Origin of the sequence: Streptococcus oralis, from assembly GCF_002386345.1 — a bacterium.
Lineage (GTDB): Bacteria > Bacillota > Bacilli > Lactobacillales > Streptococcaceae > Streptococcus > Streptococcus oralis_S.
Map to the genome: position 1 here is coordinate 1,199,940 of NZ_CP023507.1, position 13,476 is coordinate 1,213,415.

General features: G+C 41.9%; 18 protein-coding genes. 7 read left to right on the top strand and 11 right to left on the bottom strand.

What is annotated here, in order from left to right:
• Positions 1–5 precede the first annotated feature (5 nt).
• Both def and rlmB read left to right on the top strand, forming a co-directional pair.
• Entirely contained in the window at positions 6–617 is a 612-nt protein-coding gene (gene def, locus CO686_RS06035) for a peptide deformylase (protein ID WP_065371699.1), read from the top strand.
• Positions 618–661: 44 nt separating this feature from the next.
• Positions 662–1,390, top strand: coding sequence for a 23S rRNA (guanosine(2251)-2'-O)-methyltransferase RlmB (rlmB, locus tag CO686_RS06040; RefSeq protein WP_000855742.1), 729 nt, complete (start codon positions 662–664; stop codon positions 1,388–1,390).
• Positions 1,391–1,426: 36 nt separating this feature from the next.
• On the opposite strand, the gene trxB is transcribed toward rlmB, so the two are convergent.
• The 7 genes from trxB to CO686_RS06075 all read right to left on the bottom strand — a co-directional run bounded on the left by trxB (position 1,427) and on the right by CO686_RS06075 (position 5,781).
• Positions 1,427–2,338: a thioredoxin-disulfide reductase gene (gene trxB / locus CO686_RS06045; RefSeq protein ID WP_000272345.1), complete on the bottom strand. Its 912-nt coding sequence runs from the start codon at positions 2,336–2,338 to the stop codon at positions 1,427–1,429.
• Between the two features lie 65 nt (positions 2,339–2,403).
• Positions 2,404–2,628, bottom strand: a complete 225-nt coding sequence (locus tag CO686_RS06050; protein WP_000924294.1) for a DUF4059 family protein — start codon at positions 2,626–2,628, stop codon at positions 2,404–2,406.
• 77 nt (positions 2,629–2,705) lie between these two features.
• Entirely contained in the window at positions 2,706–3,449 is a 744-nt protein-coding gene (locus tag CO686_RS06055) for an amino acid ABC transporter ATP-binding protein (RefSeq protein ID WP_000590996.1), read from the bottom strand.
• Positions 3,449–4,249 (bottom strand): amino acid ABC transporter permease, encoded by an 801-nt coding sequence (locus tag CO686_RS06060; RefSeq protein WP_000219157.1) that lies wholly within the window; start codon positions 4,247–4,249, stop codon positions 3,449–3,451. Before CO686_RS06060 ends, CO686_RS06055 begins: the two co-directional genes overlap by 1 nt.
• A gap of 156 nt (positions 4,250–4,405) precedes the next feature.
• Positions 4,406–4,762: an arsenate reductase family protein gene (locus tag CO686_RS06065; protein WP_049550342.1), complete on the bottom strand. Its 357-nt coding sequence runs from the start codon at positions 4,760–4,762 to the stop codon at positions 4,406–4,408.
• 12 nt (positions 4,763–4,774) lie between these two features.
• On the bottom strand, positions 4,775–5,290 hold the full coding sequence (locus tag CO686_RS06070) for a methylated-DNA--[protein]-cysteine S-methyltransferase (protein ID WP_049520740.1): 516 nt from the start codon (positions 5,288–5,290) through the stop codon (positions 4,775–4,777).
• Positions 5,287–5,781: a GNAT family N-acetyltransferase gene (locus CO686_RS06075; RefSeq protein ID WP_049550341.1), complete on the bottom strand. Its 495-nt coding sequence runs from the start codon at positions 5,779–5,781 to the stop codon at positions 5,287–5,289. The genes CO686_RS06070 and CO686_RS06075 overlap by 4 nt, the downstream gene beginning before the upstream one ends.
• Positions 5,782–5,915: 134 nt before the next feature.
• On the opposite strand from CO686_RS06075, the gene CO686_RS06080 reads away from it, so the two are divergent.
• Positions 5,916–6,362 (top strand): DUF1836 domain-containing protein, encoded by a 447-nt coding sequence (locus CO686_RS06080; protein ID WP_049550340.1) that lies wholly within the window; start codon positions 5,916–5,918, stop codon positions 6,360–6,362.
• Positions 6,359–7,006: a PAQR family membrane homeostasis protein TrhA gene (gene trhA, locus CO686_RS06085; RefSeq protein ID WP_001097972.1), complete on the top strand. Its 648-nt coding sequence runs from the start codon at positions 6,359–6,361 to the stop codon at positions 7,004–7,006. Before CO686_RS06080 ends, trhA begins: the two co-directional genes overlap by 4 nt.
• A gap of 19 nt (positions 7,007–7,025) precedes the next feature.
• Here the strand turns inward: trhA and pdxT are convergent, their stop codons facing one another.
• The 3 genes from pdxT to nox form a co-directional block, all read right to left on the bottom strand.
• On the bottom strand, positions 7,026–7,607 hold the full coding sequence (pdxT, locus tag CO686_RS06090) for a pyridoxal 5'-phosphate synthase glutaminase subunit PdxT (RefSeq protein ID WP_049550339.1): 582 nt from the start codon (positions 7,605–7,607) through the stop codon (positions 7,026–7,028).
• Positions 7,608–8,483 (bottom strand): pyridoxal 5'-phosphate synthase lyase subunit PdxS, encoded by an 876-nt coding sequence (pdxS, locus tag CO686_RS06095; protein WP_000138520.1) that lies wholly within the window; start codon positions 8,481–8,483, stop codon positions 7,608–7,610.
• 150 nt (positions 8,484–8,633) lie between these two features.
• Positions 8,634–10,013 carry a H2O-forming NADH oxidase gene (gene nox, locus CO686_RS06100; RefSeq protein WP_000036764.1) on the bottom strand — a complete coding sequence of 460 codons (1,380 nt, stop codon included), beginning with the start codon at positions 10,011–10,013 and terminating at the stop codon, positions 8,634–8,636.
• Positions 10,014–10,320: 307 nt separating this feature from the next.
• Here nox and CO686_RS06105 point away from each other — a divergent pair, with 307 nt between their 5' ends.
• From CO686_RS06105 to CO686_RS06115, 3 genes are read left to right on the top strand one after another with little or no spacing between them, the layout of a single operon-like run.
• A complete protein-coding gene (locus CO686_RS06105; protein WP_049550353.1) occupies positions 10,321–11,250 on the top strand; it encodes an FAD:protein FMN transferase in 930 nt (309 codons plus the stop codon).
• Between the two features lie 18 nt (positions 11,251–11,268).
• On the top strand, positions 11,269–11,874 hold the full coding sequence (locus CO686_RS06110) for an NADPH-dependent FMN reductase (RefSeq protein ID WP_049501179.1): 606 nt from the start codon (positions 11,269–11,271) through the stop codon (positions 11,872–11,874).
• Between the two features lie 17 nt (positions 11,875–11,891).
• The gene (locus CO686_RS06115; protein WP_049501180.1) at positions 11,892–13,136 is read left to right on the top strand and encodes an NAD(P)H-dependent oxidoreductase; all 1,245 of its coding nucleotides are present in this window, start codon (positions 11,892–11,894) and stop codon (positions 13,134–13,136) included.
• A gap of 81 nt (positions 13,137–13,217) precedes the next feature.
• Here CO686_RS06115 and CO686_RS06120 read toward each other — a convergent pair whose 3' ends face one another.
• Positions 13,218–13,475: a DUF896 family protein gene (locus CO686_RS06120; protein WP_049478328.1), complete on the bottom strand. Its 258-nt coding sequence runs from the start codon at positions 13,473–13,475 to the stop codon at positions 13,218–13,220.
• Between the last annotated feature and the right edge of the window lies 1 nt (position 13,476).

The following is a 13,476-nucleotide window of genomic DNA, read 5'->3' on the forward strand; positions in this document are numbered from 1 at the left end:
AGAAAATGTCTACAATAGAACGTATTACAAAAGCTGCTCACTTAATTGATATGAACGATATTATCCGCGAGGGGAATCCAACTCTTCGCGCAGTTGCTGAGGAGGTCACTTTCCCACTGTCTGACCAGGAAATCATCCTTGGTGAAAAGATGATGCAATTCCTCAAACATTCCCAAGATCCTGTTATGGCTGAGAAAATGGGGCTCCGCGGTGGTGTTGGGCTGGCTGCTCCCCAACTCGATATTTCAAAACGCATTATTGCCGTCTTGGTCCCAAATATTGTGGAAGAAGGTGAAACTCCACAGGAAGCCTACGACTTGCAAGCTATTATGTACAATCCAAAAATTGTATCTCACTCTGTTCAGGACGCTGCTCTTGGCGAAGGAGAAGGGTGTCTTTCTGTTGACCGAAATGTGCCTGGCTATGTTGTCCGTCATGCCCGTGTCACTGTTGATTACTTTGACAAGGATGGCGAAAAACACCGAATCAAGCTCAAGGGATACAACTCTATCGTTGTCCAACATGAAATTGATCATATAAACGGAATCATGTTTTACGATCGTATCAACGAAAAAGACCCATTTGCTGTCAAAGATGGACTCCTCATCCTCGAATAAAGAAAATCCCGTTGCAAGACGGGGTTTTGTGTTATAATAGAGGCATGAAAACAAATGATATTGTCTATGGCGTCCACGCCGTTACAGAAGCCCTCCTTGCAAACACTGGAAATAAACTCTACCTCCAAGAAGATCTTCGAGGTAAGAATGTTGAGAAGGTCAAGGAACTGGCTACAGAAAAAAAGGTGTCCATTTCTTGGACTTCAAAAAAATCCCTGTCTGAGATGACCGAAGGCGCTGTTCACCAAGGTTTTGTTCTACGAGTGTCAGAATTTGCCTATAGCGAGCTGGATCACATCCTTGCAAAAACACGTCAAGAAGAAAATCCTTTGCTATTGATTCTGGATGGTCTAACTGACCCTCATAATCTGGGTTCAATCTTGCGAACAGCTGATGCGACCAATGTTTCAGGTGTCATCATTCCCAAGCACCGTGCTGTCGGAGTGACTCCTGTCGTTGCCAAAACGGCCACAGGTGCTATTGAGCATGTACCGATTGCGCGAGTGACCAACCTCAGTCAAACCTTAGATAAACTCAAGGATGAAGGCTTCTGGACCTTTGGAACGGATATGAACGGTACCCCTTGCCACAAGTGGAATACAAAAGGGAAAATCGCCCTCATCATCGGAAATGAAGGAAAAGGCATCTCCAGCAACATCAAAAAACAGGTCGATGAAATGATTACCATTCCCATGAATGGGCATGTTCAAAGCCTCAATGCCAGTGTTGCTGCAGCCATTCTCATGTACGAAGTTTTCCGAAACAGACTATAAAAAAAGTTTCCAATCACTTGATTGGAAACTTTTTTCTTAACTATGTTCTGTGATAAATTTATAGGCTTCTTGACCAGCGATAGCCCCATCTCCAACTGCTGTTGTCACTTGGCGAAGGTCTTTCTGGCGAACATCTCCAACTGCAAAGATACCGTCAACGGCAGTTTTCATGTGATTATCTGTTACAATCCAGCCTGCCTGGTCTTGAATATTCAATTCTTTAACAAAATCGCTAACAGGATCCAAACCAACATATATAAAGACACCACCGAAGGCTTGCTCTGTCACTTGACCCGTTTTTACATTTTCAAATACGACAGATTCTACTCGGTTTTCACCTTTGATTTCTTTGACAACAGAATCCCAGATAAAGTTGACTTTCTCATTTGCAAAAGCACGGTCTTGCAAAACCTTTTGGGCACGAAGTTCATCTCGACGGTGAACAATAGTGACAGTCTTGGCAAAGCGAGTCAAGAACAGAGCTTCTTCTACCGCTGAATCTCCACCACCGACTACGAGCAAGTCTTGGTCACGGAAAAAGGCTCCATCACATACGGCACAGTAAGAAACACCACGACTGTTCAGTTCTTCTTCTCCAGGTACACCCAAAAGACGGTGTTTTGACCCAGTTGCCACAATGACCGTACGGGTTTCGTAAACTTGATCATCAGTGATTACCTTCTTATAGTCACCCTGGTCTTCAATATTTTCAACATAGCCATAAAGATGCTCCACTCCAAGGTTTTCAAGTGGTTCAAACATCTTTTCAGCCAATTCAGGTCCACTGATATTGGCATAACCTGGATAGTTTTCAATATCAGATGTGTTATTCATTTGCCCGCCTGGCAGACCACCTTCAATCAAAGCCACTTTCAGATTGCTGCGAGCAGCATATAAGGCAGCGGTCATTCCCGCAGGTCCAGCACCGACAATAATCGTATCGTACATTTCGATTCCTTCTTTCTTGTTGTAACTATCTTTATTCTAACTCATTCTTGCTAGTCACGCAAGGATTATGCCTTGAAAACCAAGAGCAAACTCATGACGGCAAAGGATAACACCGGAACGACCAAAACTCCAATCATAATCATATCATAGAGATGAGCTTGGCGAGCTTTGGCTGTCTTGTCCACACCAGACATGGCTCTCAATCCAATCCAAATCCCCAGAAAAATCACGACAAGGATGGTCGTTAAGATCAAACTCTCGAAATATAAAGAAAATAAATGCAGTAGCATGATCTCTCTCGTTTCTATCTTTTTTAAAGAGTAAACTCAGCTAGTCCAACTAACTGAGTTTTCCTTTTTCTATTATATCAAATATAAGTCCGTTTGTAACTAGCAAAAAATTCTTTTGTCCGTTCTTCTTTCGGATGATTGATGATTTCATCCGGTGTGCCTGACTCGATGATTTTCCCTTTATCTAGGAACAAAATCTTATCTGCCACTTGGGCTACAAAAGACATATCGTGACTAACCAAGATCATGGTCTGACCAGACTTAGCGGCATCTGCAATAGATTTTTCCACTTCTCCGACCAATTCTGGATCAAGAGCTGATGTTGGTTCGTCCAAGAGCAAGACATCTGGTTTCATAGCAAGCGCACGCGCGAGGGCAACCCGTTGCTTTTGTCCACCTGATAAATGGCGAGGATAATGGTTTTCACGATCAGAAAGACCAACCTTGGCCAACTCTTCCTTAGCGATTTTTGTTGCTTCCTCGTCCGATAATTTTTTAACGACAATCAAACCTTCCTTGACATTGTCAAGAGCAGTTCGGCGTTCAAACAAATTAAACTGTTGGAAAACCATAGACAACTTGCGACGAAGGGTTAGAATTTCTTCTTGGCTAATCTGAGAAAAATCAACTTTAAAATTGTCAATCTGAATCGTTCCACTATCTGGAGTTTCAAGATAATTTAAACTTCGAAGAAAGGTTGATTTCCCAGCTCCAGATGAACCAATCAAAGCCACTACCTCACCTTTTTGGATATCCAAGTTCAGATGATTCAAGACTGTCTGTCCTGAAAAGGATTTGCTTAAATTCGAAATCTTAATCATTAACGAAGGTCTCCTTTCACATCTGTAGACACTGTATCCGGTGCTGAGATAGCCATTTTTCTCTCGATGAAACGGCCGAGGCTTTCAATTCCGATATTGACTACCCAATAGACAAGGGCTACGGAGATGAAACGTTCAAAATAGCGATAATCAGCTCCACCTAAAATCTGAGCTTGGGCAAAGACCTCCACAACACCTGCGCTAAAGGCTAGAGAAGTCCCCTTGGTCAAACCGATGAGGGAATTAATCAAGGTTGGAGTCGCAACTACCGCCGCATTTGGAATAATCACGCGACGATAAACTTGCGCTCGCGTCATACCCAAACTGCGTGCCGCCTCAATTTCACCGGGATTAACAGAAAGGATGGCCGCACGAATCGTTTCACTTGCATAAGCCGCCTCATTAAAAGCAAAGGCCACAATCGCAAAAAGCGCTGCTGGAATCGCATTGATATTGAGACCAGTTCCCCATTGTTGGTTGATAGCTTTCAGTAACAAAGGAATTCCATAGTAGGTCAACATAAGTTGAACTAGGATTGGGGTACCTTTTAAGAAGCTAACGAAAAAGGCTTGCAAGGGATATAAAATCCTAACACGATTGATCTTAACAATGGCAAAAATTAGGGCAAGTAGCAAACCAAAGAGTGCACCTCCAAGCGTCAACATCAAGGTTGTAGGCAATTGTTGGACAATCCTTGGAATTCCATCAAAGACCGAACGCAAACTAAAGAGCTTACCATCCGGAATGAATTGCATCAAACTTTGGTACCAATCTGATGCTAAAAATGTTGTAACAGTCATAAAAACATCCTCTCCTGATAATGATTCATTCTATCATACTTCTGCGCGCAAGCAAATTATTTGCTACGGGCTGCTCAGACTTTGTCTATCTTCTAGTTTATCACACTTTAAAACAGGGAGGCTATATATTTTACCTATCAAGGAGATAAATAAAAACTATCTCAAACCTAAGTCCTCATAGGTTTTTCTATAGCCGATTTGTTTAACAGCACCATTCTCCACCAAAATTGGACGTTTCAATAACATACCATCACTCGCTAGAAGCTTGGCTGCTTCTTGTTTTGACAAACTTCCCACCTTATCTTTCAAGCCCAGTTCACGGTATTTGATCCCGCTAGTATTGAAAAATTGTTTCACTTCAAAACCGGAAGATTCCAACCAGTTCAAAATCACTTCTTCACTTGGTGTTTCTTCTACGATGTGGACATCTTGGTATTCCAGTCCAAGTTTATCCAATTCATTTTTTGCTTTCTTACAAGTTGAACATTTTGGATATTCGATAAATTCTAACATCTTCTTTTCTTTCTATTTTTTATTTTCTTGAAATGCTGCACCTTCATGTTGCAAGAGCCAGGCTTTCTTTTCGACTCCAGATGCATAGCCTGTCAGACGATTGCCTGATCCCAGCACACGATGGCAGGGTACGAGTATGGACCAAGGATTACGCCCCACTGCTCCGCCAATAGCTTGAGCAGAAGCCACTTGCAGGTCTTGCGCTATTTGTCCGTAAGTTACTGTCTGACCATAAGGAATGGCCTGTAAATAAGTCCAGACTCGCTTTTCAAAATCCGTTCCAATAGGAGCCAAAGGTAAGTCTGATAGGTCCTGAACACTGCCTTCGAAATAGGTATCTAAATAGGAAATAACTTGCTCTAATACAGGATGGCTAGCAACTTCTTCTATCGTTTCATCCCCTAATCCCCTCTCAAAATGGGTTTGGTCCTGTACCCAAATTCCATACAGATATTGCTCGTCAGCAACTAAGGATAAGGTTCCAATTGGCGACGGGTAGAGCATTTTTGCGTACTTTTTCTGCTTCATTTTTTTAATTTCTGATAGGCCAAACGTTCCCCATCAACTGGAACCTTACCAACCTTTTGGAAGCCTAGCTTTTCAAAGATATGCTGCATAACCTTGTTTTCTGCATGCGTATCTGAACGAAAATCTAGATAATCAAAACCTTCAATCAAGCCTTCTAGGAAAGTCTGAGCAACACCTTGTCCTTGGACATCTGCTGCCACAGCGATACGGTGAAAGACCAGATATTCTGATTCTCCCCCCTGCCAACTCCCTTCATAAATGGCTTCATAGGCTTCCTCTGGGCTCTTGGTCACAGCAGCATAAGCTAGCAGTTCTCCTTCTTCCAAGGCCACATAAGCTTGACCTGAGATGATATCATCGATAATGATGTCGGCATTTGGATAGCCATTTTGCCACTGGTCACTACCGGACTTGGCTAAGCACTTTTTAGCATCCTCCATCACCTGCATAATCGCATCTACTTCGTTTGGAAAAGCTAAACGAATCTCCATCTTTTCCCCTCATTTCTAATTATTTTCTCTCATCATAGCATAATTTAAAGCTTTCTACAAGCAGTTGAAACTTGACTTTTGTTTTTTATTATTTTATAATCTAGTTATCAAAACTAGATAAAAAGGAGTTGGAAATGAATTCTAACTTTTCCTACCCAAAATGGGAAGACATTCCAAATATTGACCTCTATCTGGATCAGGTTTTGCTTTATGTCAATCAAGTCTGTGCCCCTATCTCTCCAGATAAAGACAAGGGACTAACAGCATCCATGGTCAATAACTATGTCAAACATGGTTACCTGACAAAGCCAGACAAGAAAAAATACCAACGCAGACAGATTGCCCGTTTGATTGCCATCACCACTCTCAAGTCTGTCTTTTCGATCCAAGAAATCGCTCAGACCCTCAATACTCTGCAAACTCAAGCGAGCTCAGACCAGCTCTACGATGCTTTTGTAGACTACATGAACCATGGGATTGATCCAGAAAATCCTATTATCCAAACTAGCTGTCAAACGGTTAAACTCTATCATCAAACTCTAGACTTAATCCTTATCAAAGAAGAGGAGGAAATCCAATGAATACCAGTCTAAAGCTCAGTAAAAAACTCAGTTTTGGAGAGGAGATTGCCAATAGCGTGACCCATGCTGTGGGTGCCGTTATCATGCTCATCTTGCTCCCTATTTCATCCACCTATAGTTATGAAGCACACGGATTTTTATCATCTTTTGGTGTTTCAATCTTTGTTATCAGTCTCTTTCTCATGTTCCTCTCATCAACCATTTACCACTCTATGGCCTATGGTTCGACCCACAAATACGTCTTGCGAATCATCGACCATTCTATGATTTATGTGGCTATCGCAGGCTCTTATACGCCGGTCGTATTGACTTTGATGAATAACTGGTTTGGCTATCTGATTATTGCCATTCAGTGGGGAACGACCATCTTTGGCATCCTCTATAAAATCTTTGCTAAAAAGGTCAATGAGAAGTTCAGCCTTGCCCTTTACCTGATTATGGGCTGGTTGGTTCTGGCTATCATTCCTGCCATTATCAGTCAAACAACACCAATTTTCTGGAGTCTCATGGTAACCGGTGGACTTTGTTATACAGTTGGAGCTGGATTTTACGCTAAGAAAAAACCTTATTTCCACATGATTTGGCATCTCTTTATCCTAGCGGCATCTGCACTTCAATATATCGCGATTGTTTATTACATGTAAAAAAGTTGAGAATCTTTTCTCAACTTTTTTCTTTACACATATTGATAAAATACTGGTGTAAGCCAACATCATCTGTCAATTCTGGATGAAAAGACGTTACCAGCATATTTTTTTCTTGCGCAGCAACGATTTGATCATCAACTGTTGCTAGAATTTCTACACCCTCTCCAACACTACTGATAATCGGACCACGGATAAAGGTCATGGGAATCTGACCGACTCCCTTACATTCTGCCTCTGTATAAAAACTTCCTAGTTGGCGCCCATAGGCATTGCGCTCTACTACTATGTCCATAGTCGCTAGATGACTTTCTTCCTGAGAAGTGATTTCCTTAGCTAGCAAGATTAAGCCCGCACAGGTCCCAAAAACGGGTAATCCAGATAGAATGGCTTCTCGGATGGGAAGCAGCATGTTCTGGTCGCACAAGAGCTTGCCCATGGTTGTAGACTCACCGCCAGGTAATATCAAACCCACCAAGTCACTCTGATGTTGTTGAAAATCATCCAAATTTCTTATTTGGACACTAGCGACTCCTAGTTTATCTATCACTTTTGCATGTTCTGCAAAGGCACCTTGCAAGGCCAATATTCCAATTTTCATCTATTTTCCTCGCTCAGCCATGAGAATTTGGATTTCATTCTCATTGATACCAACCATGGCTTCCCCTAGGTCTTCAGAGATTTGAGCCAGAATTTGAGGATTTTGGTAGTTGGTTACGGCTTTGACAATAGCACTTGCTCGTTTAACAGGATCTCCTGACTTGAAAATACCTGAACCGACAAAGACGCCCTCTGCCCCCAATTGCATCATCAGCGCAGCATCTGCTGGCGTTGCCACACCTCCAGCTGCAAAGTTTACAACTGGCAATTTTCCATGTTCATGAACGTATTGGACCAATTCAACAGGGACTTGCAAGTCCTTAGCAGCTACATAAAGTTCATCTTCGCGTAGATTTTGAATGCGACGAATTTCCTGATTCATCATACGCATATGGCGAACGGCTTGAACGATGTCACCTGTCCCCGGTTCTCCTTTGGTACGAATCATAGAAGCTCCTTCAGCGATACGGCGCAAGGCTTCACCCAAATCCTTAGCTCCACAGACAAAAGGAACTTGGAATTCTTTCTTATCCACATGGAAACGGTCGTCAGCTGGAGACAGCACTTCACTCTCATCGATATAGTCAATCTCAATAGCCTCTAAAATCTGAGCTTCAACAAAATGCCCGATTCTGACCTTGGCCATCACTGGAATGCTGACCGCTTCTTGGATTTCCTTAATCATCTTTGGATCACTCATACGGGAAACTCCACCAGCTGCACGAATATCAGCTGGAATCCGCTCCAAGGCCATAACAGCTGCCGCACCAGCAGCCTCTGCGATACGAGCCTGTTCAGGGTTCTGCACATCCATAATAACACCGCCCTTAAGCATCTGCGCCAAGTTTTTATTTAGTTCATAACGATTTTCAGTCATTTCTTAATCCTCATCATTTGTATTGGTAGCTACCATTTTATTTTAAGCCAGATTAGAATGAAGTACAAGTTAGAAAAACAATAATTGTCCGGGTACAGCAACATAAAAAACTATCTGACCTTCAGCTAAGGCCAGATAGCTCATCATTTTTTATTTTTCAGCTGTAAGTGCAGCCATTGTGATGTAGTTGTATGGTTTGTTAAAGTGTGGCAAGAAGAATAGGTCTGTCAATGCCAATTTATCAATTGTCACATGTTCTTGGATAGCAAGTGAGAACATATGAATTCCCATGCTGATAGCAGAATCACGTGATACCATTTGAGCGCCAAGAATTTCGCGGCTGTCTTTGTCAAAAACAATCTTGATGGCAACTTCATGGTTGTCATGTTTGATAAATTCTGGTTTTTGAAGATCGTTAAAGCCAGTTTCAGTTGCATTATAGCCTGCAGCTTTGGCTTTTTCAAGAGTCAAACCAGTCGAAACCATGTGAAGACCGTAGATAGAAATACCGTTTGATCCTTGAACTCCGATTCCTTCCAATTCATGTCCACAAGCATTGTAAGCACCAACGATACCAGTACGTACAGCGTTAGAAGCAAGAGCGATGTAGCTTGTATCTTTACGTGCATTGTCATAAACAGTTGCACAGTCACCAACAGCGTATACACCTGGGATAGATGTTTCTTGTTTCTTATCTACAAGGAAGGCACCGTTACGGAAGAGTTCAATCTTACCATCAGCAAGAGCTGTGTTTGGACGGAAGCCAACAGCAAGAACCACCATATCTACATCAAATGTTTCTTTGTCTGTTACCAAGCGTTCAACTTTTCCATCACCTTGGATGGCTTTAACTGTTTGACCAAGAGCCAATCGGATGTTGTGGTCTTCCAAGTTCTTCGCCATCATTTGAGTGAAGTCTTTGTCATAGTAGCCGTTCAAGACAGTGTCTACGATATCGACAAGCACTACTTCTTTTCCAAGACGCTCGAAAGCTTCGGCAAGTTCTACACCGATGTAACCACCACCAACAACGGCAATGCGCTCAAGGTGTTTGCTCTTGTCTTCAAGTTTTTCAATAACTTCTTCAGCGTTTTGGTACAATTTAACAAATTGTACATTTTCAAGAGTCGCTTTGAATTCGCGGTTGCCCTTAACGATTTCAACACCTTCGATTGGAGGCAAGATTGGAGTTGAACCAGTTGCAAAGATCAATTTATCATAAGACTCTTTGTGTTCTTTACCTTCAACTTCTGCAGTCACAACTTTGTTATCGTAGTCAATTGAAAGAACTGGTGAGTTCATGTAAACTTTAGCACCTTTTGCTTCCAATTTTTCTTTATCAGAGTAGAAGAGGCCTTCTGGGCCATCAATTTGTTCCCCGATCCAAAGCGCCATTCCACAACCAAGGAATGAAATATTTGAGTTTTGGTCAAACACTACGATTTCGTTCTCATGTCCGAAGTTGTCCAACATGGTATTAATACAAGCTGTACCAGCGTGGTTAGCACCAACTACAACGATTTTACTCATAGAAAAATTCCTACCTTTAATTTTTGATTTACCTTCCTAGTATATCATTTACTGTTAGCGTTTACAAGGCATTTGCTCAGAATTCTCTTTTTTTCAGAAAAAAATACACTTAACATTGATAAATCTAATTTTTCTATCGTTTTCATATTAATTTTGAGCATATTTCTTGACTTTTTGTCAAAATTCATTTGTGAAAACGCTGACTTTATGATATGCTAGATACATGGAGAGAAAATGTAAGGGGTTTAATTTTTCTTTGACGACCTTATATTGAATGATTTCCTATAAAGAGAAAGGAGCTGGTAGCTTGCCTCTTCATTCACGTTCTGAACGGCTAATGGGAACAACGATCACGATTTCATTAGTAGATGAACAGGCTGATTGCCTACTTCAAGGAGCCTTTGATTTGCTCAAGGAGCTCGAATACCGCTTTAACGCCAACAGTCAAGAATCCGAACTGATGGAAATCAACTACCAGGCTGGAATCGCACCTGTTAAGGTTCATCCTGACCTGTTTGAACTGATTGCTCTTGGACTGGAGCATAGCCTAGCTCCGTCTAGCCATCTAAATATCAGTATTGGTCCCTTGATTCAAACCTGGCGAATCGGATTTGCAGATGCACGGCTTCCAGAGTTAGACGAAATCGAAGCTGTCTTATCTCTAGTTGACCCGCATTTTATCAAGTTGGATCCGACTAGCTCTACTGTCTTTTTAGAGAAGAAAGGAATGAAGCTTGATTTAGGTTGCTTAGCTAAGGGCTATAGTGCAGATAAGGTTGCCCAGTATTTGAAAGAACACGGTGTCACCTCTGCCTTGATCAATCTCGGAGGAAATATCCTCACCATCGGGAATAACCAAGCCAAAGAAGGGAAAGCCTGGCAGATTGGGATTCAAGATCCGCAAAATCCTCGTGGCAATAATCTCCTAACTATCCCTGCTTCTAACAAATCCGTTGTCACTTCAGGTATCTATGAACGCCACCTGACAGTAGATGGAAAAGACTATCACCATATCTTTGATAGTGAGACAGGATTCCCTGTCGAAACCGATCTCGCTAGCCTAACGATTATCTCTGATAAATCCGTTGATGGTGAGATTTGGACAACGCGCCTTTTCGGAGAACGAAGCGCTTCTATCCTCTGGCAAGTCGAAAGTATAGATGGTATTGAAGCCATCCTCATCGACAAAGAGGGACGCCTTGCATGTTCTTCAGGCCTTCAAAATTGTATTATGTAAAAAGAGAAAGGAAACCTCATGCTAAAACTTATTGCCATTGTTGGAACGAACTCTAAACGTTCTACAAACCGCCAATTGCTCCAATACATGCAAAAACACTTTGCTGATAAAGCTGAAATTGAACTCGTTGAAATCAAGGATATCCCTGTTTTCAACAAACCAGCAGATAAGCAACTTCCAGCTGAAATTCTTGAGATTGCAGCTAAAATTGAAGAGGCTGATGGTGTGATTATCGGTACTCCTGAGTACGACCACTCTATCACTGCGGTATTGATGAGCGCTCTTGCTTGGCTATCTTACGGTATCTACCCACTTTTGAACAAACCAATCATGATCACTGGTGCTTCTTACGGTACACTTGGTTCATCTCGTGCCCAATTGCAACTTCGTCAAATCTTGAATGCTCCTGAAATCAAGGCAAATGTTCTTCCAGATGAATTCTTGCTCTCACACTCTCTTCAAGCATTTAACCCAAGTGGTGACTTGGTTGACCTTGACGTCATCAAGAAATTGGATGCCATCTTTGATGACTTCCGTATCTTTGTGAAGATTACTGAGAAATTGCGCAATGCGCAAGAATTGCTTCGCAAAGATGCAGAAGAATTTGACTGGGAAAATTTGTAAGATAGGAGACCGAAAGAATGAAATTTGTTGGACTTGTAGGATCAAACTACGATCAATCATATAACCGCAAACTCTTGGAATTTATCCGTCGCAATTTCAAATTCAAATTTGAATTAGAAGTTCTTGAAATTGACGAAGTTCCAATGTTTAACCAAGACGAAAAATGGGACGAAAGCTTCCAATTGCGATTCTTGTATAACAAAATTACACGTGCTGATGGTGTCATCATTGCGACTCCTGAGCACAACCACACTATCTCAGCTTCACTCAAATCTGTACTTGAATGGCTTTCATACGAAGTTCATCCATTTGAAAACAAGCCTGTTATGATTGTGGGTGCATCATACTATGACCAAGGAACATCACGTGCCCAAGTTCACCTTCGTAAAATCCTTGACGCTCCAGGTGTTAATGCCTACACGCTTCCAGGTAACGAATTCCTTCTTGGTAAAGCCAAAGAAGCTTTTGATAACAATGGAAACATCACCAACGAAGGAACTGTTAAATTCCTTGAAACTTGCTTAGATAACTTTGTTAAATACGTAGGAGTCGTTTCGAAATTGAAAAAACCAAAACCAATCGAACCAGAAGACTTGGATTGTGGAAAACCAATTGCTACAACCATTACAGAAGTTGACCCTGACGATCCAGAATGGGTAGAAAAAGTTGCAGCAATCACTGGTGCTGTTTCTGGTGATACCTATGTCAAATTAGACCACGGTATCCTGACAGTTAACCAAATCGATATGTTCTTGAAAGCTATGCCATTTGAATTGACATATGCTGATGACAACAACCAATTCCTCTACTACAATAACGCTCACCAAGATCCAGACACCATGTTTGCCAAACGTGTACCACCTCAATCAGGTAGCCGTATGTCAACTGTGCATGGTTCTCTTCCACCAGCACGTATGAAGAATGTAGAGTGGGTTATCGGAACACTTCGCAACGGAAACCAAGAATACGTACGTACAATCGTTCCAGGATCTCCTGCAGGTGTTATCAACACTCACAACTACCAAGCAATGTACTATCCTGATGGATCATACGCTGGTATCAATGAAATCGTCTTTAACTTCCAACCATGGCTTGACTGGTACCTAAAAGAAACGGGTCAACGTTTGGTAGGTGGTAGCGGACCATTTGCTCCTGCTGCTGGAGGACATGGAGATGCTGATGCTACTTCTGGCGCTTCTGATTCAGGTGACGCTGGAGGCCACGGTGGTGGCGCAGACGCTACTTCTGGTGCAAGTAACTAAGAAATCAAAAAGGAGCCACTTGGCTCCTTTTTAATTGCAACAGAAAAGAGGCTTGTAAATCATCTACAAACCCCTTTCGTTTTATGAGTTAGGATCATCTAAACTACGGCCGTGTAAACCTTTTTCACGTTGTACTTGGCGTAGTTTTTCTGGTGTAACGTCATTTCCTTCCTCGTCCACAACTTTGATTCCTTCAATGTGGTGGCGAACAGAACGACGATAGCCTTCGATGTATTCCTCACGAAGCTTAGCTTGTTCCACTTTTTCAGCAGAAGTTAGACCTTCTGTTTTTTTCTTTTTAGCAAGCTCGTTGATACGAGCGATTTTTTTCGGATCCATT